The 24,998-nt window shown below is 58.3% G+C and carries 19 protein-coding genes; 13 read left to right on the top strand and 6 right to left on the bottom strand.

The window, feature by feature from the left end:
• Window positions 1–109: 109 nt before the first annotated feature.
• The 4 genes from E9954_RS15905 to E9954_RS15890 form a co-directional block, all read right to left on the bottom strand.
• The gene (locus tag E9954_RS15905) at window positions 110–2,431 is read right to left on the bottom strand and encodes a TIR domain-containing protein (protein WP_168442322.1); all 2,322 of its coding nucleotides are present in this window, start codon (window positions 2,429–2,431) and stop codon (window positions 110–112) included.
• A 308-nt stretch (window positions 2,432–2,739) separates the two neighbouring features.
• Window positions 2,740–3,819: a hydrogenase formation protein HypD gene (gene hypD, locus E9954_RS15900; protein WP_136080295.1), complete on the bottom strand. Its 1,080-nt coding sequence runs from the start codon at window positions 3,817–3,819 to the stop codon at window positions 2,740–2,742.
• Complete coding sequence (locus E9954_RS15895) at window positions 3,816–4,043, bottom strand: HypC/HybG/HupF family hydrogenase formation chaperone (RefSeq protein ID WP_136080294.1); 228 nt, start codon at window positions 4,041–4,043, stop codon at window positions 3,816–3,818. Before E9954_RS15895 ends, hypD begins: the two co-directional genes overlap by 4 nt.
• Before the next feature lie 3 nt (window positions 4,044–4,046).
• Window positions 4,047–5,786 carry a purple acid phosphatase family protein gene (locus E9954_RS15890; RefSeq protein ID WP_168442321.1) on the bottom strand — a complete coding sequence of 580 codons (1,740 nt, stop codon included), beginning with the start codon at window positions 5,784–5,786 and terminating at the stop codon, window positions 4,047–4,049.
• Between the two features lie 323 nt (window positions 5,787–6,109).
• Between E9954_RS15890 and E9954_RS15885 the strand changes: the two genes are divergently transcribed.
• From E9954_RS15885 to E9954_RS15855, 7 genes are all read left to right on the top strand, one after another.
• Window positions 6,110–8,050, top strand: a complete 1,941-nt coding sequence (locus tag E9954_RS15885) for an FAD-dependent oxidoreductase (RefSeq protein WP_136080292.1) — start codon at window positions 6,110–6,112, stop codon at window positions 8,048–8,050.
• A gap of 329 nt (window positions 8,051–8,379) precedes the next feature.
• Window positions 8,380–9,870: a sulfatase gene (locus E9954_RS15880; protein ID WP_222847206.1), complete on the top strand. Its 1,491-nt coding sequence runs from the start codon at window positions 8,380–8,382 to the stop codon at window positions 9,868–9,870.
• 44 nt (window positions 9,871–9,914) lie between these two features.
• Window positions 9,915–11,750, top strand: a complete 1,836-nt coding sequence (locus E9954_RS15875; protein WP_136080291.1) for a hypothetical protein — start codon at window positions 9,915–9,917, stop codon at window positions 11,748–11,750.
• Between the two features lie 108 nt (window positions 11,751–11,858).
• Window positions 11,859–13,250 (top strand): arylsulfatase, encoded by a 1,392-nt coding sequence (locus tag E9954_RS15870; RefSeq protein WP_136080290.1) that lies wholly within the window; start codon window positions 11,859–11,861, stop codon window positions 13,248–13,250.
• A gap of 49 nt (window positions 13,251–13,299) precedes the next feature.
• Complete coding sequence (locus E9954_RS15865) at window positions 13,300–14,694, top strand: sulfatase-like hydrolase/transferase (RefSeq protein ID WP_136080289.1); 1,395 nt, start codon at window positions 13,300–13,302, stop codon at window positions 14,692–14,694.
• A 176-nt stretch (window positions 14,695–14,870) separates the two neighbouring features.
• Window positions 14,871–16,304 (top strand): sulfatase family protein, encoded by a 1,434-nt coding sequence (locus tag E9954_RS15860; protein WP_136080288.1) that lies wholly within the window; start codon window positions 14,871–14,873, stop codon window positions 16,302–16,304.
• Window positions 16,305–16,387: 83 nt separating this feature from the next.
• Window positions 16,388–17,284 (top strand): nucleotidyltransferase family protein, encoded by an 897-nt coding sequence (locus E9954_RS15855; RefSeq protein ID WP_136080287.1) that lies wholly within the window; start codon window positions 16,388–16,390, stop codon window positions 17,282–17,284.
• Between the two features lie 70 nt (window positions 17,285–17,354).
• Here E9954_RS15855 and E9954_RS15850 read toward each other — a convergent pair whose 3' ends face one another.
• A complete protein-coding gene (locus E9954_RS15850) occupies window positions 17,355–18,107 on the bottom strand; it encodes an alpha/beta hydrolase (RefSeq protein WP_246046733.1) in 753 nt (250 codons plus the stop codon).
• A 201-nt stretch (window positions 18,108–18,308) separates the two neighbouring features.
• Here E9954_RS15850 and E9954_RS15845 point away from each other — a divergent pair, with 201 nt between their 5' ends.
• The 6 genes from E9954_RS15845 (at window position 18,309) to E9954_RS15820 (ending at window position 24,346) form a co-directional block, all read left to right on the top strand.
• Window positions 18,309–19,178 (top strand): carbohydrate ABC transporter permease, encoded by an 870-nt coding sequence (locus E9954_RS15845; RefSeq protein ID WP_136080285.1) that lies wholly within the window; start codon window positions 18,309–18,311, stop codon window positions 19,176–19,178.
• Window positions 19,168–20,577 carry an extracellular solute-binding protein gene (locus E9954_RS15840; protein WP_168442320.1) on the top strand — a complete coding sequence of 470 codons (1,410 nt, stop codon included), beginning with the start codon at window positions 19,168–19,170 and terminating at the stop codon, window positions 20,575–20,577. The genes E9954_RS15845 and E9954_RS15840 overlap by 11 nt, the downstream gene beginning before the upstream one ends.
• The gene (locus E9954_RS15835) at window positions 20,567–21,439 is read left to right on the top strand and encodes a carbohydrate ABC transporter permease (protein WP_136080283.1); all 873 of its coding nucleotides are present in this window, start codon (window positions 20,567–20,569) and stop codon (window positions 21,437–21,439) included. Before E9954_RS15840 ends, E9954_RS15835 begins: the two co-directional genes overlap by 11 nt.
• A gap of 390 nt (window positions 21,440–21,829) precedes the next feature.
• Complete coding sequence (locus E9954_RS15830) at window positions 21,830–22,048, top strand: hypothetical protein (protein WP_136080282.1); 219 nt, start codon at window positions 21,830–21,832, stop codon at window positions 22,046–22,048.
• Between the two features lie 370 nt (window positions 22,049–22,418).
• The gene (locus E9954_RS15825) at window positions 22,419–23,357 is read left to right on the top strand and encodes a hypothetical protein (RefSeq protein ID WP_136080281.1); all 939 of its coding nucleotides are present in this window, start codon (window positions 22,419–22,421) and stop codon (window positions 23,355–23,357) included.
• A 74-nt stretch (window positions 23,358–23,431) separates the two neighbouring features.
• Window positions 23,432–24,346, top strand: a complete 915-nt coding sequence (locus E9954_RS15820; RefSeq protein WP_136080280.1) for a hypothetical protein — start codon at window positions 23,432–23,434, stop codon at window positions 24,344–24,346.
• A gap of 117 nt (window positions 24,347–24,463) precedes the next feature.
• Here E9954_RS15820 and E9954_RS15815 read toward each other — a convergent pair whose 3' ends face one another.
• Complete coding sequence (locus E9954_RS15815; protein WP_136080279.1) at window positions 24,464–24,973, bottom strand: sigma-70 family RNA polymerase sigma factor; 510 nt, start codon at window positions 24,971–24,973, stop codon at window positions 24,464–24,466.
• Window positions 24,974–24,998: the final 25 nt, after the last annotated feature.

Raw genomic sequence — 24,998 nt, 5'->3', positions numbered from 1 at the left:
CGCCCCCATTCTTTTCCTCATTCCGCCGCCCGGATAAAGCACGGCCTCCACCTCGAACAAACCGCATCAGTCACGATATGGTCGGAAGATGGTTTCATGGCATGCAGGACTACAGTCCGACCTTCTCCTTTGCATAATCCAGAAACTTCTCGTCAGTCGGCAACAAAATCCCCTGCTCTTTCATTCCCGCAAGCTGTCCGTAGGTCTTTCTCCACCATGATAAGGATTCAGCCGATCCCCAAGGTTTCACCGTGGCAAGGTTCATATAGGCCACAAACAAACCCCTTTGCCCCACGGCATTTCCGGGGTTTATACCTGCCAATTCCCGATATATTTTTTCCCCAGAAAGGTAGTGTCGCTCGGCATCGGGAAGATCCCCCTTCTTCTTGGCAACATCGCCCAACTTACCGTGCAAGACCGCAAGATCGCACATCCATACCACATTTTTCGGCTCACTTTCCACCAGCTCGGTAGCCATCTCAAAAGCCTCCATGTAATACCTTGTTGCCCCGCTCAAATCTCCAGCTTCCTTTTGTACGATCCCCATTCGCGTCAAGGTGATTACCAATCCCCGCTTCCAGATAGAATTTGAAGGATCTTTGGCCGCCAATCCCTCTCGGATTTCATACGATCCGAGGTATAGCTCCTTTGCCTCCCCATACTCCTTATTTTCCATCGCAAGGTCGCCCAGCATGGAAAAGGCGACGGCAAGATCCCGTTGCCAAACAACATTATCGCCCCCCCGTTCCATCAGAAGCAGAGCGATATCCAACGCGCACCCGAAATCTTTGCCGGCTTCCTCCAACTTACCCTCACTCTTCGATATCCCTCCCAGTTTGGTATGCATCAGGAACAAACCTCTCTGCCAGTTTGAATTCAGAGGTTCCGTCTCCACTAGCATCTCGTCAATCTGCAAAGAAATTCCAAACTGCTTTCGGGCACCAATCAAATCACCCTGCCCCAACATTAGGTCGCCCAACCGTTCATGGCAGATGGAAAGATTCTTTTGCCATAGCATATCAGCAGGGAATTCCTTTGAAAAACGTTCGGCAATCTTCATCGCGGCACGATAGTTTTGTTCGGCCTCATCCATGCTGCCCGTCAACATCATCAAGTCCGCCAAATTATTATGGCTGAAACAAAGCGACTGCCACCAATCCAAATGGTCTGGCTCCAACAACACCAGTTGATTTCGTCCCGCCAGGCAATCACGAGTATACTGGATGGCATGCTTCAGGCTTCCCTTCTCTTTCATGCACAAACTCAATTGCTCCTGGCTGACGGTTTGCGAATGAAGCCAACGTGTGTTCGCGGCATTGACCTCCAACAAACCAGTCCGGATCTCCAAGCAATCCTTGAAGTGTTTCTCTGCACCGATCAAATCGCCGGATTCCTTTAGCGCATCCCCCAACCGCTCAAGGGTTACAGACAAATTATATTGGTGATTAGCATTGTATGGATCCTCTTGCACGAGAAGCCGGTCATACCGCAAAGCCTCCAAATAGTCCCCTCTGCCTTCCACAGCCCCCCCGGTCATCCTGCTGAGATCCCCCTGATTCATGCTGCTCCCGGAAAGCAATATCTGCTGGGTCTCCGAAACAGCCTCCCCATAACCAGGTTCCTTGGCTCGTTCGGCATGGTATCCCTCGACGGCGGCCTGCACCTCTTCCATTAAATCAAGCCGTCCTATGGGCTTCAGTTTTTCGTGGAGGGAATACGTCATGAAATCGACCAGTTCCTCTGCTTGATCCCGCCGTTTATCGGCCAGAATCCGTTGCCTAACCGCAATGTTTTTCTGATCTACGGCATAGATATAAAGGCTGGCGAATGTTGCAACCAACACAAAGGCAAAGAGCGCCCATGCCATGCGTTTTTTGGCCATGGCCCGTTCATGCCGCCGATAAAGATCATCGAATCCCACCTGGGCAACGCCCGCCAAAATCTTAAGGAATCCCCTGGATTTCCCATCACCATCTTTACGCAAATCGCCAGCAAGGGGCTCCGCCGGATAACGAAGCGCCGGGGGAAAGCATTCTTCATCAGGGTGTTCAGCATTGGGTTCCCCATTAAGAATGAGGGCCAGAATGCGATCCCCCTTTCCTTGCGCCTGGAAATCCTCGATCTCTTGATTAACCCACTTGGATTTTGCGGAGTTTTTTGAGCAGAGAATGATTAGAAACCGTGATGCAACGAGTGCCTGGTGAATGGCTTCCCCTAGATCAGAACTCCCCGAGAGTTCTTCACGATCACGGAAAACCGGCCGCATCTTTTTTTCGAGAACCAATCCCTCTTCAAGCTCCTGCCCTCGGAACAGGGCTGGAATGGGATAGTTTTCCAAACGGCGATGCAACCAGCGCCCCCAGGCTTTATCTTTCGAGGAATACGATACAAAGGCAAAGTACGGATTGCCCTGCTGCTTATACTTATCCATCCAACCGTCCCTAAGTGAAACCTCCACAACAAGGACAATCGGATACCAGCCCTGCAACAGAGTATTCACATTTAGGTAGAGCATAATGCGAGCCAACCTCAATCACGCATTGTTCATACCCCGCAATCACCACACATTGAAAACTGGCAAACGATCGCTCCGCCCATTCGGGCAGGGTTAAAGAAATCAGCCTTGGAGTCATGGTTCCCCTTCCCGGCCTTGCCCACCAAGGCCGTTGATAAGGAAGAAGCTAAACAGACTCCTCGAAACGGCCTATTACAAACGGGTGGGCATTCTATAAAGGGGAACTAGGCGTAGAGGAAGGCGGCATTGCAGGCGCCTTCGTTGCTGACCATGCAGGCGCCTACGGGGGAGTCGGGGGTGCAGGTTTTTCCGAAGAGGGGGCAGTCGGTGGGTTGCTGGGTTCCGCAGAGGATTTCGCCGCAGATGCAACCGGGCGGTTCGCGGCTGTCGGTAACGATGTCGAACGTGCGGTCGGCATCGAATTCGGCATAGGCCTCGCGGATGCCGTAGCCGGCGTTGGCGATGGTGCCGAGCCCGCGCAGCTCGGCATCCTTTTCCTCGAAGAGTTCTTCGAGCACCGCCTGCGCCTTGAGGTTGCCTTCGTGCGAAACAACGCGGGAATAGGCGTTGCGGTTGCCGCTCCCGTTGGTGACCATTTCGAGCGACAGCAGATGGATGGCCGCGAGCAGGTCGAGCGGCTCGAAACCGCCAACGACCATGGGTACGTTGTAGCGCTTGCACAGGTTGTCGTAGGCCTTGGTTCCAATGATCGCCGTCACGTGGCCGGGCGTGATGAAGCCATCGATCCCGGCCTTGCCGCCGGCCAGCAATGCATCGAGCACGGGCGGCACGCGCTTGGCGGAGAGCAGCACGGAAAAGTTTTTCAGCCCGGACTTCCGCGCCTCCTGGATGACGAGGCCAATGCCCGGCAGCGTGGTCTCGAAACCAATGCCCAGGAAGACGACCTGCCGATCGGGGTTTTCCTTGGCGGCGATGATGGCCTGGAACGGGGAATAGACGGGCTGGATATCCGCGCCTTCGGCCGCCGCCTGCTCGAGGTTCATGGCCGTGCCGGGCACGCGAACCAGATCCCCAAAGGTATGGATGCTCGCGCCTTTTTCAAGACCGAGAAAGACCGCCTTGTCGATATATTCAATGGGCGTGACGCAAACCGGGCACCCGGGCCCCGACACCAGCCTCAGGTTCGGCGGAAGCATTTCGCGCAGCCTGTATTTATAGATCGTGTGCGTCTGCCCGCCGCAGACTTCCATGATGCTGAACGTCCAATCGCCCACCACATCGGCGATGGCCGCGGCCAGCTTTTGGGCCAGCGCCGGGTCCTTGAAATTTTTCAAGAGGTTCATGCATCGCCCCCCGCATTGAGTTCGTTCCAGATGGCGAGGGTTTCCCGGGCATCGGCTTCGTCGAGCGTTTCGATGGCAATGCCGGTGTGGACAATGACATAGGCACCGATCTTCACCTCTTCGAGCAACGCCGTGGAAAACTCGACCTGCACCCCGAGCTGCTCCCCGATGGCCATCTGGCCTTCGAGCAACTCAACCACTTTGATGGGAACCGCAAGACACATGATCTACTCCTTGATACGCACCGCCATGTCGAACATGAGGTCGGAGCTGGTTGGGGATTGCTGGTGCACCCGCACTTCAATTTCGTTCGCGCCGGGTTTGAGATGTTTCGGATCGACGGGAAAGGGAATTCCACTTTTGAATTTCCAGCCCACCATCTTCATCGAAGCCCGCGTTTGCGGCGTGGTTTCCCCGTCCGGCAAATTATACCGGACCACTTCCTGGCCATTGAGTTTGATGAGGCAGCCATCATCGACTTTCACATCGAAAAACAACCGGGAGACCTCCGCCGGGTCCGCCACGCCGAACGTTTTCCGGAACCGCACGGAGATGGGTTTTTCGCCATCGGGAAGATCGATGGGGTTCACCTTTTCGTCGCCATAGCCGAGCGGCGCAACGCCGGTGCTCCAGCCGGTTCCGTCCAGGCTCCATTCCCATTCCGAACCGTTCGCCAGAATGGTGCGCGGTTCAATCGGCGTTGAGTAGGACGGATGACTGGCATCGAACGGGAGCCGCAGCACCTTGCCGCTTTCCGGTTCCCAGAACACCATGCTTTCCGGCTCGTCGAACAGGTTGCCTTCCGTGAGCGGCTCGACGGCATCGACGTTCTCGAACTTCACCGTCCGGATCAGCAGCTCGTGGGGGAAAGCCTGGATCCATTTGAATTGGTAGAAGGACTCGCTGGCCATCGTCCACGGCTTATCGTCGTTGGGCGGCCGCTTCGGCGCCCCCCAGCTGCCCTCGCCAATGAAGACGAATCCGTTTTGGTCGTCGCGGATGAAGCCCTCGTAGCTCCCCTCGCCTTCGGAGGGGCGCACCGGATAGCTGCGCTTGGTCATGTGGGTGTCGGACTCGACAACCAGGTCGACGCCCTGCGCGTGGAACAGCCGGGCCCACCAGTCGATGCGGTTCAGCCCCTCGCTTTTGTGCGCGGTGTGCGGGCGCATGGGGCGATGGTAGGTGGCGAGTTTCCATTGGACGCCCGGATGCTTCGGAAGGTCGGAGCGGATCCATTCATTCTGCTCCGGCACCTTGTCGGCATCCTTGTATTCCAGCTCGGAGTTGAGCACCCAGATGCGCATCATGTCGCCGCCGATGCCCAGGGAGTAGTATTGGTCCGGATGGGGCGTATCGAACAGATGCTCCATCATCTGCATGTCGGCATTCTCGTGGTTGCCGTGGGTGGCGATGATGGGAGGGATCCGCCCGTCTTCGCCAATCGTCAACTGCCAATCCTCGAACCATTCGGCCCATTGCGGGGCGGTTCCGGAACCGGAATAGTCGCCACCGAACAAAACAAACAACGGGCGCAGTTTCGCCACCAGCTTGTTGCCCTCGCGCCGCGGATCGCGGTTGGTGCGCGAATCGCCGCCCGCAACAAACGTGAACGGTTGCGGCTTGTCCGGCGCGGTCTTGAACCAAAGGCGCCGCCCCACCCCTTCGGAATCGCAGACCACGAAATAATAGGCGGTGTCGGGCTTCAGGTTTTCCAGCCGCACGAAATGATTGTTCATCCCCCGGTATTCAAGGGTGCGGCTTGGCGCCTGGCGATGCCGGTAGGCAATGGCCTTCCGGTCGTGGTCCACCGTATCGAAACAGACCTCCGGGTTTTCACCGGAAACCTGGTTCCAGCAGATTACCGCCGTCGTGGCCGGATCCGAGCGCCAGGCCACGCGGTAGAAATCCGCCTTGCCCAAACAAAGCAGGGGAAACAGGGCCATCAGGCCAATCGCTTTTGTTCTCACAACGTACATCCTCCGGTTGATCCAGCCCACGGCGCGCGGGCAACAGCAAGCATCCTAGCACGCCTCGGCAAAATTGCCATCGGGAACTAGTACTCCGACAGGGATTAAATGACGGGTGTCTTCGCGGTCAAAAAAATACGAGTTGGGATCCTGCCAGACAGGACAACTATTTAATGACTGGGTACTAGGCGGCAAAACGAGGCTGGCCATTTTCGCCAAAAAGGCGTTTTCGCGCATGTTTTTTGCGGAAATAGGCCTATTGGAACCGGGGGTGAACGATTACCTTTTTTGTCCATTGATCCTAGGCGGGAGTGAACATCGATATGAAACGTAGAAGCTTTTTCAAGACATCGGCCGGCACCGTGGGAGCCGTGGGGTTCGTGGCCATGAACGGCGAGGCCGCCGCGCCGGTCAATGCCAAGGGGGAGCGCACCGCCGACCAATGGATGCAGGTGGGCACCGGCCGGACCGGGTTGCCGAACCGCAGGAAGACCGTCCACTGCGAGGTCGCCGTGATCGGCGCGGGGATGTCGGGCATCGCGGCCGCGGTGGCCGCCGCGCGCAACGGCGCCAAGACGGTGCTGGTGCAGGACCGCCCGGTGCTCGGCGGAAACGCCTCCTCCGAAATGCGCGTGACGGTCAACGGCGTTCATGGTTTGCGCGACAAGAAAAAACCCACGGTTGAGCGGGAGACCGGGATCATCGAGGAAATCATGATCGAAAACTGGCACTACAACCCGCAGGAATCCTACCCCGTCTGGGACCATGTGCTCTACGCCTACGTGAACCGCGAACCGAACCTGACGCTGATGCTCAACACGCAGGCGACCGAGGCCATCATGGAGGGCAACAAAATCAAATCCGCCGTCTGCTGGGGCTACACCAACGAAACGGAATACACCCTCCATGCCCAGCAGTTCATCGACTGCTCGGGCGACGGCCTGCTGGCCGCCACCGCGGGGGCGGAATACCGCACCGGCCGCGAAGGCAAGGCCGAGTTCAACGAATCGTATGCCCCCGACCTGCCCGACGGTTGGACGATGGGCGACTGCATCATGATGATCACCAAGGATGTGGGCAAACCCGTCCCGTTCTTCCCGCCGGAATACGCCATGCCGTTCGACCACGAAAAGGCCTTCCAAGACAAACACCGCAAGATCAAACAGGTGAAGGAAGGATTCTGGTGGATCGAGGTCGGCAACGATTTCGACATCATCGCCGACCGCGAAAACATTCGCCACAAGCTGATGGCCTACTTCTACGGCGTCTGGGACTACGTCAAGAATTCAGGCGACTATCCCGAAGCCGAAAACCTGGCGCTCGATTGGGTGGGTTCCATCCCGGGCCGCCGCGAGTCGCGCCGCTTCATGGGCGACCACATCCTGACCCAGAACGACCTGCTCGGATACACACACTTCGAAGATGCGGTGGCCTATGGCGGCTGGTCGCTGGATGAGCACAACCCTGGCGGCATCGAAAACCTCGACGAACCGGCGAGCTATTTCCACAAGGGCTTCGAGAAGCTCTACGAGATTCCCTACCGTAGCCTCTACTCCAAAAACATTCCCAACCTGCAGCTTTCCGGCCGCAACGCCAGCCTCACGCATATCGCCCTCTCGTCCACGCGCATCATCAGCACCTGCGCCATGATGGGCCAGGCCACCGGCACGGCCGCCGCCCTGTGCGTGCGCAAGGGCATCATGCCGCGCGAGCTGGGGCAAAAGCACATCAACGAACTCCAGGAACAACTCATCCGCGACGACACGTTCATCCCGAACCGCCCGGCCAACGACCCGACCGACCTTGTGCGCAACGGCGGGAAGCTCTTTGCCTCCCCGGCCAAGAGCGGCGATGCCAAGTTGCTGGCCGACGGCATCGGGCGCGACATCTACGGTGAGCTGCACCATTGGGAATCGACCGGCCTGCCGGCCGAGGTTCAGGTGGTCTGGGAAACGCCGGTCGAACTTTCCACGGTTGAACTCAAGGCCGATACCGAGCTGCACAAGAAGATCGCCATGCACAAGAATCCGGCCAAGAATTCCGGGCAGCATACGACCGTGCCACCCGAGCTCATCAAGACCATGACGATCGATGCGCAGGTGAACGGCGACTGGATAACCGTGGCCACGGTCGAGAACAACCTCGTCCGCCGGATCAAGACCGCGTTTCCATCGGTCAAGGCCACCGCCATCCGCCTCAACATCACCGAAACCTGGGGCAAGCCGACCGCGAAAATCTTCGAAGTGCGCGCCTACGCATCCTGAACAACCAACCACGAAATACACTAACGCGGCTCCGCAGCAGGGAATAGGTGGCAACGAATGTATGAAAAACAACGAATCCGAACATCCGAAGCATTCGTTGCTTTTCATGAATTCGTTGCTTGAAAATCTGTGCCATTGACTGGAAGCAAACAGGTAAAGGGTCATTCATTATGACACGCAAGATGGTAGGAAGTTTGGATGTAAGGAACTAAATACACGGAAACATCTTCCTTTCGTTTCGTGTATTTAGTGTATTTAGTGTATTTCGTGGTTCACTCCGTTTCGCCATGAGGATCTGTTTTGTAAATAGCAGGAAATATTTTGAGGTGATGATGAAAAAACTATTTCTGGTCGGTCTGTGCTGTGCGTGGTCGGCTGTTGCGGCCCCAAAACCCAATATTGTTTTTATCCTGGTCGATGACCTGGGGCATGGCGACGTGGGCTTCAATGGCTCGGTGTATTATGAAACACCCAACATCGACCAGCTGGCCAACAACGGGCTGGTAATCGAAAACGCCTACATGTATCCGACCTGCTCGCCATCACGCACGGCGATCGCCACCGGCAAGCAGTCGTTCCGCACCGGCGTCTACACCGTGCCCGTGCTGGAAAAGGGCAACGACCGGAACAATCTTTTCTCGCGCTGGACGGTGGGCGAGGAGCACACCATGTATAGCCAACCGCTCGCCGAAGCCGGCTACAAATCGATCCACCTGGGCAAGTGGCACCTCGTTGGCCCCTATCCCGAATTCGAACTCGGCGCCCAATGGCCCATCAAGGCCAAGCTCAAGCAACCCAACCCGTGGGACTACAGCTGGGCGGAAAAACATAAGACGGACTATGTGAAGTATTATCCCGAGGGCCGCGGCTACTTGAAGAATGTCGGCGGCACCTACCGCGGCGACCCGGCACTGGAAATCGGTGGCTACAAAAGCAAGACCGGCGGCTATTGGGCCCCGTTCAACAACCCGTTCATGCCCGAGAAAAACCCGAAGGATAAATGGCTCACCGACCACCTCACCACCGAAGCCATCCACTTCATGGACGAACACAAGGATGGCCCCTTCTTCATCAACCTCCACTACTACACCGTCCACCGCCCCATCGTTGAGCGCAGCAAGGCGCTCACCGAAAAATACATGAACAAACCCGGCGACCCGATCTCCGGACAGGGAACGGAGAACCCAAAGCAAAAGCTGACCACCGCGCAATACGCCACCATGATCGAATCGCTCGACGACAACATTGGGCGCATCACCGAATTCCTCGACCAAAGCGGCCTGCGCGAAAACACGCTGATCGTCTTCACGTCCGACAACGGGCAGAACATTGGCCTCAACCACCGGCTGCGCGGAAAGAAAGGCTTTGTCTACGAAGGCGGCATCCGCGTTCCAACCTTCCTGAACTGGCCGGGCAGGATCGATGCCCGCCGCACCCAGACCGCCGTTTCCGGTCTCGACCTCTTCCCGACCTTCATGGAACTCGCGGGCATTGAATACAACGGCGTCCTTGATGGCGATTCGGTTGCAGGCCTCTTCAAGGGCGAACCCAAACCGTTGAAGGAGCGCCCGCTCTTCTGGCACCTTGCCAGCGAATACCGCAACCCCACCTGCTCGATCATCCGCAAGAACGACATGAAGCTGATCCAGTTCCTCGCCTCCGGCGACCTGGAGCTGTATGACCTCAAGAAGGATCCGAAGGAAGCGAACAACCTGGCCCAAAAAAATCCAGAAACCGCCCAGCAGCTGCTCGCCGAACTCGTCGCTTGGCGCAAGGCCAACAACGTCCCGCTTCCGCCCAATGCCGCAATGGAATTCTAGGGCCAGCACCGCAAGCATTCCAACATCAACAGAATGGAGAGAAGATGAACCGACTGATCCTGACCGTCCTGCTTACCGCGGCATTAAGCCACGCCGCGAAAAACGGGAACGCCGATCCCTATGTCGAACTCGATGTTCCGCGCGACCAAGTGATTGCCGCCGCGCTCTACACGGTTCACGACAACGCGCTGAAGCTCAATGCGCAACTCTTCCCGCTCAAACCCGAGGAAGCGCGCGACGTCCGGCTGGAGCTGCAAACGGACGCCGGATGGAAGGAAGTCTCGCGCGTCAAGATTCGTGAAAACCCGTATGGCAACCAACGCGGCGACCTGAGCTGGACGGCACTCTTCCGCATCGAGGACTGGGACGATTCCAAGGATGCCGCCTACCGCGTGCGCCACGGCAAGAACGCCATCTTCGAAGGCCTTATCCGCAAAAACCCGATCGACCAGGAAGAGATCGTGGTGGCGGGTTTCACGGGCAACTCGGTCAAGGCCGGGCATGGCGGCGACATTTCCCGGCAGGACCTCGTCGACAACGTGAAGGCCGCCGACGCCGACCTGCTCTTCTTTTCCGGAGACCAGGTCTACAACCACACCCGGCATTATGAATTCTGGATCAAGTTCTGCACCGATTTCGCGGACATCCTCAAAGACCGCCCAACCGTCTCGATCCCCGACGACCACGATGTCGGCCAACCCAACATGTGGGGGCAAAACGGGAAGGTATCCACCGCGCCCGGCGCCGTGGATGGCGGCTACCATATGCCGGCCAGCTACGTGAAGGAAGTTGAATGGGCCCAGACCGCCAACCTGCCCGACCCGTATGATCCCACGCCCATCGAGCAGGGCATCGGCGTCTACTACACCGAGTTGAACTGGGGCCGTGTCAGCTTCGCCATCCTCGAAGACCGCAAATTCAAGAGCGGACCCAACGAAGTGCGCGTCGTCGAAAAAGGCCGCGCCGACCATGTTCCCAACGCCGAATTCGATGTGACGTCGATCGACAAACCCGGCCTGAAATTGCTCGGCGACCGTCAGCTTGAATTTCTGGATGCCTGGGGGCAGGACTGGACGGACGCCGACTTCAAGGTGGCCCTCTCCCAAACCATCTTCTGCGGCGGCGCGCACATCCACGGCAAGGTCGGCGGACGGCTCTTCGGCGACCTCGACTCCAACGGCTGGCCGCAAACCGGCCGCAACAAGGCGGTCGATGCCCTGCGCAAGGCCCATGCGTTCCACTATGCCGGCGACCAGCATCTCGCCACCGTGTTCCACCACGGCGTGGAAACGTTCGGCGATGCCAACTATTCCTTCTGCGTCCCGTCCATCGCCAACCTCTATCTGCGCTGGTGGGAACCGATGGAACCCAAAGGCGGCTGGAAGCCCGGGCAAGACCCGATCCTGGGGAACCACCTCGACACCTTCGGCAATCCCGTCACTTGCCTGGCGGTCGCGAATCCGGACAAGGCACCCAACGGCGGCGACAAGCTGACCACCCGCGCCGCCGGTTTCGGCATCGTGCGCCTCAACAAAAAGACGCGCAGGATTACGATGGAATGCTGGCCGCGCAACGTCGACATCAAAAAGGACAAGCCCTACCCCGGATGGCCCATCACGATCGACCAAACCGACAACTATGGCCGCAAGGCCGCCGCCCACCTGCCGACGCTCAAGATCAAAGGCACGCGCAATCCCGTCATCAAGCTGATCGACGAAGCGACCGGCGAGTGGATCTACTGCCTGCGCATCCAAGGCGACACCTTCCAACCCAAGGTGTTCAAGAAGGGCACCTACACGGTCGAGGTGGATGGAAAAGCGTTCAAGGGAATGGAAGCCAACCAGCTGAATGAGACCAAGGTGGTCGAGCTCGCATTATAATCCGGGGCCGAGGCCCCGCTTTCTTTGCGCCGGACCAAGTCGATCCGGTTGTCTAATACGTTGCGCCGGGCACGTCATTTGTAGGAACCATTCAATTCCAGGGGAACCATGAAAACCAAACTGCTACTACTTCTATGCGCTGCCCTCGTAGGCTCGGCCAGCGCGAAACCCAACGTAATCTACATCCTGGCCGACGACCTCGGCATGGGGGATTTGGGCATCTATGGCCAGGAAAAGCTGAAGACGCCGAACATCGACCGCATCGGCACCGAGGGCATGCGCTTTACCGACCACTATTCGGGCAACACCGTCTGCTCGCCGTCGCGCGCGGTGCTGATGACCGGCCAGCATCCGGGGCATGTGCACTGCCGCGGCAACGGCGACGAAAACGCGTTTGCGCTCGATCCCGGCATGACCACCCTGCCCCGCCTCTTCAAGAATGCGGGCTATGCCACCGGTGCCTTCGGCAAATGGGGGCTCGGCCATACCGATCTCGAAGGCAACCCGAACCCGATGACCCACGGGTTCGATCGTTACAGCGGCTGGAAAAGCCAGATGATCGCCCACACCTACTATCCCAACTTCATCGTCCGCAACGGCAAGGCCGAACCGCTCGACGGCAAGACCTTCGTGCACGACCTGATCATGCAGGACGCGTTCGACTTCATCTCGACCAACGCCAAGGCGGGCAAGCCCTTCTTCGCCTACATCCCCACCGCCGTGCCGCACGCCGCCATGCACGCGCCGCCGGAGCTGCACGAAAAATGGCGCAAGGTCTATCCGCAGTTCGATTCGAAGATCGGCAAATACGGCGCCGGAAAAGACGACCCGTGCCCGCCGGTCACCAACCCCATCGCCGGTTTCGCGGCGATGATGGAAAACCTCGACAACCAGGTCGGCACATTGCTCGACATGCTCAAGGAGCTGGGCATCGACAACAACACCATCGTCCTGTTCGCCAGCGACAACGGCTGCCACCACGAAGGCGGGCACAATCCGGAATTCTGGGATTCCAACGGCCCCTTGCGCGGCATCAAGCGCGATCTCTACGAAGGCGGCATCCGCACCCCGTTCCTCGTGCGCTGGCCGGGCACGGTCAAGGCCGGCTCGACCAGCGACCACCTCAGCGCCTTCCAGGACATCCTGCCAACCATGGCGGAGCTGACCGGCCAGCCGGTTCCCGGCCAGGCCGACGGTAAATCCATTGCCCCGCTCCTGCAGGGCGGGAAGCAACCGGAACACGACCACCTCTACTTCGAGTTCATCCGCGGCAAGTCCGGCCCATACTCCGCCCGCGCCCTGCGCCAGGGCAACTGGAAGGCGGTTCAGCTCTCGGTGAAAAACCAGGGCAAGCAAATGCTGCCCATCGAGCTCTACAACCTGGAGACCGACCTCGGCGAAGAAAACAATGTGGCCGCCCAGCATCCGGAGATCGTCGAACGGATGGCGCGCTTGATGGACGAAGCGCACACGCCGCTTAAACCGGCAAAATCAAAATAACGGTGCTCGAGCATCGGAACGCAACAGCACAGCTGAAGAAGGAGACGGCATGAAATCCCTACTCATCTCGCTTTTACTCACGACCGCGGCCTTTGCTGCCGACAAGCCCAACGTGATTCTGATCATGGCCGACGACGTGAGTTGGGAGTGTTTCGGTTGCTATGGCGCGGAGGATTATCAAACGCCGAACATCGATGCGCTCGCGGCCAAGGGCATCCGGTTCAAGCACGCCTATTCGGCACCGATCTGCACGCCATCGCGCGTGAAGATCATGACGGGGCAGTACAACTTCCGCAACTACACCCATTTCGGCTACCTCAACCCGAACGATAAAACTTTCGGCCATATGATGCAGGCCGCGGGCTACAAGACCGCGGTGGCCGGCAAGTGGCAGCTCAACGGGTTGTACCACCAGGCCGAAGACTGCATGGACAACACCCGCCCCTTCAAGGCGGGGTTCAATGAATATTGCCTTTGGCAGCTCACCGAGGGCAAAGGCGCCAAGGGGCGCGGCGGCGAACGCTTCTGGTGTCCGCCGCTGGAGCACAACGGCAAGTTCCTGACGAAGGAGGACAATGCCGGGAAATATGGCCCCGACATGATGTCGGACTTCGTTTGCGACTTTATCGAGCGCAACCAGGATGTTCCGTTTTTCGTCTACTATCCCACCGTGCTGGTTCACGATCCGTTCGTACCCACGCCCGACACCATCGGCGACACCCCCCGGACGCACGACGCCAACAAAAGCACCAAGGGGGCCGCCAAACAAAACTTCGTTGCCATGGTCAACTACTTGGACAAGCTCGTCGGCAAGATTGTGGCGAAGGTGGAAGAGGTTGGGCAGCTCGAGAACACCATCATCATGTTCACCGCCGACAACGGCACGAACAAAGGCATTACCTCGCGCTGGGATGGCCGCAAGATCCAGGGCGGAAAAGGCGGCACCACCGACATGGGCACGCATGTCCCGTTCGTCGCCTACTGGAAGGGCCACACGCCCAAGGGTGCGGTGCTCGACGACCTGATCGACTTTACCGATTTCTACACCACCATCGCCGACGCGGCCGGAGTCGGGCTCGGCGCGGACGACCCGATCGACGGCCGCAGCTTCCTGCCGCAACTCAAGGGCGAAAAGGGAAATCCGCGCGACTGGACACTCTGCCACTACCAACCCTACTGGGGCAGCTTCAAGGGGCAGCAGTTTGTGCGCGACCAGCAGTTCAAGCTCTACCGCGACGGAGGCTTCTACAACGTACCCGAGGATCTTGAACAGCGGAACAACCTCGCCGTCGGCCAAGCCGGTGAGCGTGGCGAAACCGCCCGCCGTCAACTTGGGGAAGTGCTCGAAACCGCGCCGCCCGCACCGCCCGTTCAAGGCGGCAAAGCCGCAAAGGTTCGTCCAACAAATCCCGACTGGAAAAACATCGTCGACCCCAACGACTAACGCGGCTCCGCAGCAGGGAATAGTGGCAACGAATGTATGAAAAGCAACGAATCCGAACATTCGAAGCATTCGTTGCTTGAAAATCTATGCTATTGACTGGAAGCAAACAGTAAAGGGTCATTCATTATGACACGCAAGATGGTAAGAAGTTTGGATGTAAGGAACTAAAGGCCCCCATGAAACCACTGCGCTCGATACTCGTCCTCGCCAGCTGCATGGCAACCGTTGCGGCAACGGCGACCGCCCCCAACTTTGTCTTCTTTCTGGCGGACGATGTTTCGCAGGAGGACATCGGTTGCTATGGGCATCCCACCATCCAGACGCCGAACATCGACCGGCTGGCCGGCAACGGGCTTCGGTTCGACAACGCCTACCTGACGATCAGTAGCTGCAGCCCGAGCCGCTGCAGCATGGTGTCCGGCCGCTATCCGCACAACACCGGCGCCCCCGAGCTGCACACCGCGCTCCCGGAGGGAACCGTCCTGTTCCCCAAACTCCTGAAGGAAGCGGGCTACCACACCCTGCTTTCCGGCAAGCACCACATGGGCAAATGGGCCGACACCGGCTTCGATCTCGTCTCCAAGGGCAAGGGTCCGGGCAAGGAGGAGGACTGGGTGCAGCTGCTGCAGGAGCGCCCGAAGGACAAGCCGTTCTTTTGCTGGTTTGCCTCCACCGATGCGCACCGCGACTGGGCGCTCAACACCGATGCACCGCTCTACACCCCCGACCAAACCGTCGTGCCGCCCTATCTGGTGGACGGCCCCGAGACCCGCGAGGATCTGACCGGCTACTACCACGAGGTTAGCCGCTTCGACCATTTTATCGGCGAAGTGGTGAACGAACTCGAACAACAAGGCGTGCTCGACAACACGGTGATCATCGTCACCGCCGACAACGGGCGCCCCTTCCCGCGCTGCAAGACGCGGCTCTACGACTCCGGCATCAAGCCGCCGTTTGTCGTCCACTATCCCAACGCCGTCAAGCCCGGCACGACGGACAGCCTGGTGAGCTCCATCGATATCGCCCCGACGGTGTTTGAACTGGCCGGCGTGCCAAAGGACGGGCGCATCCAGGGCCTCAGCTTTGCGCCCGTTTTGAACGATCCCTCCGCCACCGTTCGCGACGTGGTTTTCGCCGAGCACAACTGGCATGTCTTCAAGAACCACGAGCGCATGGTGCGCTTCGGCGACTGGCTTTACATCCGGAACAATTTCCCGAACCAGCAAAATCTCTGCATGGAAGCCTCCGGAGGTGGGGCCGGCGCAGAGCTTTGGGCGGCGCATAAGGCCGGCACCCTGACCGACGCCCAGCAAAACGTATTCTGGAATCCCTGCCCGGAGGAGGAACTCTACCACCTGGCAAAGGATCCCAACCAGTTGACCAATGTGGCATCCAACCCCGAAAACAAGCCCGCCCTGGAAAAGGCGCGTGGCTTGCTGGCGCAGTGGACGGAACTGACGGGCGATACCCTCCCGGAAAACCCGACACCCGACCGCAATGCCCGCCCCGGGCAACCCAATCCCGAAGGAAAGCACCAGCACCTGGAAATGCCGGGGGACGCCACCGGAGCGCAACAGATCAACCACCCCGGCCCCATACGTGAATCGTAGGATAGGTTTGCGCATATTCACGGTTCATTTCCGCCAGCGACCCTGCTAGCCTTGGCTTTCACTTTTTTAACCCAGAGGAACAGATGAAACCAACACTCGTAATCATGGCCGCCGGCATGGGCAGCCGCTACGGCGGACTGAAACAGATGGATCCGCTCGGGCCCCACGGCGAAACCCTGCTGGAATATTCCATCCACGATGCCATCCAGGCCGGATTCGGCAAAGTGGTCTTTGTGATCCGCTCCGACTTCGAAACCGAGTTCAAGGAACAGGTGGGTAGCAAGTTTGCCGATCGGATCGAGGTTCAATATGCCTTCCAGGCGCTGGAAAACCTTCCGGAAGGATTCAGCGTTCCGGAAGGGCGCACCAAGCCCTGGGGCACCGGACAGGCCGTGCTGGCCTGCAAGGATTTGGTGAACGAACCGTTCTGCGTCCAGAACGCCGACGACTTCTACGGCGCAGCGGCCTACAGAACCATTGCGGAAGGGTTCCAGCAACTGGCGGACGGGGAAAGCTGCATGGTGGGCTATCTCCTGAAAAACACGCTCTCGCCCCATGGCTCGGTTTCGCGCGGCGTTTGCGCAACGGCGAATGGCTATCTGACCGAAGTGGTGGAACGCACGCACATCGAAACCACCCAAACCGGTTCGGTCCGGTTCATTGAAAACGGGGTGGCCGTCGATATGACCGGCGACGAACTTGTGTCGATGAACTTCTGGGGATTCGCACCGGCCATGCTCAACACGCTGGAGGAAAAGTTCATCGCCTTCCTGAAGGAAAAAGGCGGGGAGCTGAAATCGGAATGGTATATCCCGAACATTGTGACCGACATGATGGACGGCGGGGAAACCCGCGTGAAAATGCTGAGCTGCGATAGCCAGTGGTTCGGCGTCACCTACCCCGAAGACCGCCCCACGGTCGTTGCCGCCCTCAAGGCCATGCACGACGCGGGGGAATATCCCGCAAAGCTTTGGGACTAAAGTGGAGGGCCCGGTTCCACCCGGGCCGCCGCGCGAAAGGGATCGGTCGGGGTGGAACCCGACCCTCCAATTACTTCAAGAACCCCATCTCGCGCATCCAGGTTTCGCAGAGCTTCGGCCATTGCGAAACGGGGTGGTTCGACGGCCGCATGCCGTAGCCGTGCCCCCCCTTGGCAAAGAGATGGCACTCGACCTCGACGCCGGCGGCGTCGAGCGCGGCGGTGTAGGCCAGCGTGCTGCGATAATGGTTCTTGTCGTCCTTGGTTTGCACCACGAAAGCCGGCGGGGTGTCGGCATCCACATGAATGTCTTCGCTGAGTTCGATGGAACCCTTCTTGAACAGGTAGGCCGGATAGACGAGCACGGAAAAGTCGGGCCGGTCTTCCGAATTGCTGCAGGCGGCGGTAAGATGCCCGCCGGCCGAAAACCCGAGCATGCCGACCCGCGCGGGATCGAGGTTCCACTCGCCCGCTTTTTCGCGGGCCATGCGCACGGCGCGGCGTGCGTCCTGCAAGGCGCCTTCGCGGTTTTTCGGGCAGCGGTATTTCAGCACGGCGGCGGACACGCCGATCGAGTTGAGCCATTCGGCGATCTCGGTTCCCTCCTTGTCCATGCTCAGAATGTTGTAGCCGCCCCCGGGGCATACGATGATGAACGGCGCCGGCGCGGCCGCACCGTTTACGGGATACAAAGCCAGCGTCGGCTCGCTGACATGGGTCAGGCGGATCACGCCGTCGCCCTGGTCGGGCTTGAGGCCTTCGGCCTCCGTTGCGCCTTTTCCGGGCATGTTGCCCTCCCACAACTTGATTTCGTTTTGTGCCATTGCCACGGAAGCCCCCATCAAACATACAAGCAATATTGTTTTCATGCCGGGCATGGTATGCAAGCCGCCGGCCAAAGTCCATTCCCCGAGGGTTATTGTTTCGTTTGCTTGTTTACGATCCCGTTTCGGGGTAGGTTCCGGCATCATGTTGAAGGCAGGGATTCCCATGGCGCATGGCATACGAAGAGGAGGCGACGCCGCATGAAAGGAGAGGCATGGAAAGGCTATCTTTTCATCAGCCCCTGGCTGGTTGGATTCGCCCTGCTGGTGGCGGTGCCGTTTGTCGCAAGCATCTATCTCGCCTTCACCCGCTACAACATCATCTCGGCGCCGGAATGGATTGGCCTGGCCAACTACAAGCGGCTTTTCACGGAAGATCCGCTCTTCTGGAAATCGCTGGTCGTAACGCTTAAATATGCCGTGATCGCCGTGCCGCTGGGCATTGTGGTGGGGGTTGGGCTGGCCCTGCTACTGAACCTGGATATCCGGGGCATCCGGCTCTACCGCACGGTGTTCTATCTGCCCTCGATCGTTCCGACGGTGGCTTCGTGCGCGGTGTTCTCGTGGGTACTCAATCCGCAGATCGGACTGATGAACAGCCTGCTGCGCCGGGTCGGGGTGGAGGGGCCGGCCTGGCTGACGGCGGAACCCTGGGCGTTTTATTCGCTGGTGCTCATGTCGCTCTGGTCGATCGGCGGCAGCATGATCATCTACCTTGCCGGATTGAAGAATGTTCCGGCCGAGCTCTACGAAGCCGCCGTGGTGGACGGCGCCAACGCCTGGCAGCGCACGGTGCACATTACGCTGCCGATGCTCACGCCGGTGATTTTCTTCAACCTGGTGATGGGCGTCATCAACGCCTTCCAATACTTCACGCAGGCCTACATCATGACGCAGGGCGGGCCCGAGGATAGCACGAGTTTCTATGCGCTCTACCTGTTCAAACGGTCGTGGCGCTATCTCGATATGGGCTATGCCAGTGCCATGGCCTGGATCCTGTTCGTCCTCATCATGGCCATCACCGGTATCCTGTTCAAAACGCACAAACGATGGGTGCACTATGGACGGTGAGCGGCGCAGAACCTTCAAACGGGTGAGCAACGTGGTGCTGGTGTTCGGGCTGCTGGCGTTCCTGCTGGGCTGGATTTTCGAGAACCCGCAGAAGCGGCTCTATCCGGAGCGCGAGCCCGTCTATTTCTGGCATATGTGGACGGCGCAGTGGAAGGTGATTGTCGACGATATCTGCACCAGCTTCAACGAGAGCCAGGAGGTCTACGAAGTCATCCCCCTCTCCCTGCCGAAAAACGCGGCCGATTCGAAGTTCCTGCTCTCCGTGGTCGGAGGCGAACCGCCGGACTGCATGGCCCAGTGGCACCAGGTGGTCCCGCAGTTTGCCGACAGCGATCTGATCCAGCCCATCGATCAACTCATGAACGACGACGAGCTGGCCTTTTTCCAAAGCCGCACCTATCCCATTGCCCAGAAAATCGCGATGTACGAAGGACGCCCCTACTGCATGCCGCTCGCGCTGGATGTGCGGGCTTGCTACTACCGGCTCGACCATCTCCACAAGGCCGGCCTCCTCCCGGCCGGAACCCCGGAGAAAATCACCACCGAAGCGGAGTTCCAACGGGTGCGCGAAGCCTTGCCGGACACCCTGGAGGAGCTGATCGACTGGGGCAACCGGCTGCACGTCTTCGATGAAAAAGGCCGGCTGGTCCGGCTGGGGTTCATTCCGCAATGGTTCCGCATGTTCGCCCCGGTTTTCGGTGGAGGATTCTATGACTGGGAGCGGAACCAGCTGACCCTCGACACCCCCGAAAACCTGCGGGCACTGACCTATCTGGTCGAGGAGCAAAAAAAGATTGGCTACGACCGGATGCAGCGCTTCGCGTCTTCGCTCACCGGCCGGCACGGCGCGGACTGGCCCTTTGCCGCCGGCAAGCGTTCCATCACGCTCGACGGCCAATGGCGCGTGCAGCAACTGAGCAAATTTGTGCCAGACCTGGCCTATGCCACCTCCCCCATCCCCCCGCCGGCGACAGGCGGCAAGGAAAAGGCGGGCTGGGTGCACGCCAACTTCATGATCATCCCGACCGGGGCCAGGAATCCCGCAGGCGCCTGGGCCTTCATCAAATTCTGGACGGGGCAGGACAACCCCGACCGCGCGGCGGAATTCTACACCCGCTCCGGCTGGCTCCCGCCCAACCCGCGAATCGCTGAAACCGAACGCTACCACGACTATGTCCGCGAACACCCCCAGTTCCAAACCTTCATCGACATCCTCGACAGCCCGAACATCGACCCCACCCCGCCGGTGCCCTTCCAGCTTCTTTTCTTCGACCTGGTGAAACGGGTGGACGAATCCGCCATGCGCGGAACCCTCACCCCGAAACAGGCGCTCATCGAGCTGGAAAAGAATATTGCCGAAATCCAGGAACGGCGGAAGGAGACCGGGCATGAAAAGTAGGTCGCCCCTCTCCATGAACCGCCGGCAAAAGGCGATCACCCACGTCGTGCTGGCGGGGTTGTGCATCCCCTTCCTGATGCCCATCCTCTGGATGGTCTCCACCTCCCTCAAGGCAGACACCGAAATCTTCCCCGATGAAAACGAGGCGGCCATCACGTTCAACCTTTCGAACATGCTGCCCGAGCAACCGCAGTGGCAGAACTACCGCGCCGCGCTCGACACCGGACCATTCGTACTCTACCTGCGCAACTCGCTCTTGCTCGGCACGCTCAACGTGATCGGCGCCGTATTCTCCAGCGCGCTCGTGGCCTATGGCTTCGCGCGGCTGCAATTCCCCGGCAAGAATGCGCTCTTCATTCTCGTGGTCGCCACCATGGCCCTGCCCCGCCACGTCACCATGATTCCCGTCTTCACGATCTTCAAGACGCTGGGCTGGTATGGCACGCTGCTGCCCCTGATCGTACCCGCCTTTTTCGGCAATCCGTTTTTCATTTTCCTGCTGCACCAATTCTTCCAGACCATTCCGCGCAACCTCACCGAAGCCGCCACCATCGATGGGGCCAGCGAGCTCCGCATCTTTTCCACCATCATGCTGCCGCTGGCCAAACCCGCGCTCGCCACCTGTGCCCTGTTCCAATTCCTCGCCACCTGGAACGACTTTTTCGGGCCGCTGCTCTACATCAACAATCCAGACCACTACACGGTGGCCTACGGGCTCCAGCAATTCATGGGCAGCCACGATACGGAATGGTCGCAGCTCATGGCGGTGGCCACCCTCTTCACCCTCCCCATCGTCATCCTGTTCTTCCGCGCCCAGAAGGTCTTCATCCAAGGCATCTCCACCACCGGCGCCAAAGGCTGAGCCCGCACCAGATCGGACACGTGGGGTTCCTGTTTTTTGCAGAACAATCTGTACACAACTCCATGCGGATGGAGGTTATACAGGACGATTGATAACAGGACGATTTTACGGTGCGGATGTAGAAATCATTAGCGTCCATTCGCGGTCAAGAAAATGATCCTGTCATTCCATTATCCTCTCTTGTGAATTTTTGCGGCCAACAAGAAGCGGCGACACGGTCGCAGCAGGGCGGCTGGGCCGCTCAATCCACCCGAGCTTCCATGAAACACGCAGACACACCGCCGGCGTACCGCTTGCCATACCGCAGGCGGCCCGTCTGCCCCGCCGAACGGGCAAACACCGCACGCCCCGGTAACGGCATCTCGGAATGGAAGCCTCAAAGCGGTAGCTGTGAGACGGTTTGCCACAGCCCTGGCGAAACATGGCGTGAACCGTTTTCATGATATTCCTGTTGCGCGTGATAACGAAGCACTGAAGCGCAATATCATGCAGATTCCTGGACAGAGATCCGGTGTTTCGTGGAGCTACTTCATGATGCTTAAGGAATTTTTACAGGCTCAAAATTCCTTTTTGCACAAAATCCAAATTGGAGGGCTTGGCAACTGCTAAACGGGGTCGATATGACGAGAAAAGCGTTCTGACCCTTTGCAAGGGGTGAACTTTGGGCATCGTTCAAAAAAGAAAACGACGCGGATTACTAGATTACGGGACCGACCCCTTCGCCGACCCCTTCGCCGCGGAAAACATTTCTCTATTTAAAGTACGGGAATCAAACGGGGGCGTGACACAGAGGACGGAGGTCAGACGACAGCGGACAGCAGGAGGCGCAAAGACTTTGTTTTAAAGGGATTTTTCTTCACGAAACCACGGCACCAAATACGAATTTAAATACCTATTCTATGACGCGGATTTTACTCTTGCATACCTACACGATCGGCGTATATCTCCGGCTAGGAGTTTCAGAGAACTGGAGGTAGAGATGAAAAATCACATTCGTGAAGTCATTAAACGCCACTCCGGTGCGTGGCGACAGTCTGCAGGACTGCTTCTCATCCCGTTATTGATGGTATCCCATAAGGCAAACGCCATCAGCAGAATGGATGTTCACGGTGGCAGCCTTTTTGTCGGGGCATCACTTTCCGTTGACGAACTGCATGTTGACGCGGGCGCAATACTTGGAGGCCCGGGCATGATTGACGGCAATGTAACCGTGGAGGGAACGGTCAATCCTGCGGTCTCGACACCTAGCCCAACCACGTTGACCATTGCTGGAAATGTGGACTTCCTGGCAGGTTCCACCTTCCGCTGCCATGCGACCAGCCACACACAATGCGACAAGTTGGATATCACCGGCTTCGTCGGAGGCACCTGCACCGTCGATCCGAGTAAAAGCAGCAGCGCCATACCGGTCAACCAATGGATCATTGATGCCAGCGATGGTTTCTATCTGCTGTTCTCCCTGACCCCAGCTGATGAAGCGGACTGGGCGATATCAACCGGCGACAGCATCGACCTGCTACTAACCCACACCACGGGAGACTCCGACAGCAACGGTCTGCCCGATTGGTACGAGCTTGAATATTTCTCTGTGCGCACGGGAACCGATCCTGACGGGCATGGGGATGACGATGGCATGACCAACGGGGAAGAACTCGTTGCGGGAACCGATCCGACGGACGGATCGTCAACCTTTGCACTGAAACTGGTTTATCTGGGTGACGACGATTTCAGGGTTGAGTGGCCCAGCGTTGCAGGGAGGACCTACAGCATTTATTTCGGCGAGGATGTTTCGCTGCGCACCACACCGGTTTTCGAAGATATGTCGGCGCAGCCACCAACCAACTATCTGGGTCTTTCCAATTGGAGTGTTCTGATTGATACAACGTTCATACACGGAACCGTTGAACGCACAGAATAGAGCAGGAAGAGTGAACAACCTAGTATGGTCGGTTTGAGGGAAGATAACGCAAGCATCTCAACAGGAGGAATACCATGAATGCCCAACACAGAATATTACTATCAGCAACAGCAGCGTTTTGCCTGTTGCAGCCCGTTCGGGCCGAAGATGTCACCGTCACGCTCGATTCCAACAACGGATCCAGCTCATTCAATGTTCTGGACTCCAGCTTAGGACCTCGTTTCAAGGTGCAATCCGATGGGAAAGTCGGTATCGGAACAGGGGGAAGCCCCCTGGATAAGCTGGAGGTCGCCGGAGACATCTCTATGAATGTCGCCACCAATCAGGCGCAGGGATTATATTTAAGAAAAGGCGGTGCAAAGTATTGGAGCCTGTTTACGGCTCCATGGCTCAATGACGATGACCTGTGGCTTCGAAGGGAATCAGACGCAGGCTTAGGCTATGGCAACATAAATGTTATGGCATTCGACAGGGCGACAGGCTACATCGGCATTCACACGACCACGCCCGAAGCAACACTGCATGTAAACGGCAACCTGAAAGTGAATGGAAGCATTACATATAATACTCCTCAAACGGGGTATGCCTCTGTGTCGGCCGCGGCTTTTCATCCATCCGCCAGTTCCACGGGGTACAACAATGACGGCACCTGGATTTATCCGTCTGTTAACAATGCGTGGTTTTATGCGGGAGTTTCCCTGCCTCACGGAGCGACTGTAACCAGCGTCGAATGGAATGCGGTTACAGCGGGGGAAGGAGACTATGCCAGATTGAGGCTCGTTCGTCGTACGCTTGCCGGATCTGCCGCCTATATGGCAGAGTGTTACTCCCAGTCCGGTGCAACAGCCGTACTGACTGATAGCACCATCTCCAACAGCACTGTGGATAATTCCCAGTATGTATACTATTTGGATATGTTTCTCACTGCACCCAGCACCTTGGCCCACGGTGGTGCGGCCATTATCACCTACACCTATCCCGGCCCCTAATTGAGATGACGGAGTGGATCATGACGTCGGATCGCTCCATGTAATAATAGAGCCATTGCAGGTCGGCATACTGGCCGCGCTCGCCCGCTTCCTGTAGGGCGGTAAGGCGGGACAAGTTCAGCCCGCGAAGCGGATTGTAGGCGTCGCGCCAGCCGTGGTTTTTCTGGAGATAAATTGGTCGCATGATTTCCTCACCCAAAGGTGAAAAATCAAATGGCGGTTAACCACAAAGGCACTGCGAGTGCGGGGATCGCGTCTCCCCTCACGAGCCACGGCCTCCTTGTGGATCGCCTTGCGCAGTCTGCGGAAAGCGCCGCCGACAAGCCGCCCATTCCGAAGCTTGCCCATTAGATGCTGCTGCACCGTTTGCTGGGTGATTCCGAGCTTTTCCGCGATTTCCACCTGCGTGAGACCATCGAGACAATAAAGCCGCACCACCTGTTGCTGGCGGCGGGAAAGAAGCACCAGAAAATGAACCGCCACCAACCGCACGATGTGTTCACCCTCCAGCCGTTCCTTCACCTCCTCCGGCGACTCCGCCGATTGCCACAACCGATAAGCCTCCCGCTCCCATTGCTCCGGCGTAAGATGCTTTTCTTTATAGGGATCTTCAAAGTCATGTGCCATGCACCTTTATAAAGGGCACGATCTT

This window comes from Pontiella desulfatans (assembly GCF_900890425.1).
Lineage (GTDB): Bacteria > Verrucomicrobiota > Kiritimatiellia > Kiritimatiellales > Pontiellaceae > Pontiella > Pontiella desulfatans.
Note: the sequence above shows the minus strand (reverse complement) of the source record. Positions and strands in the feature narration are given on the sequence as shown.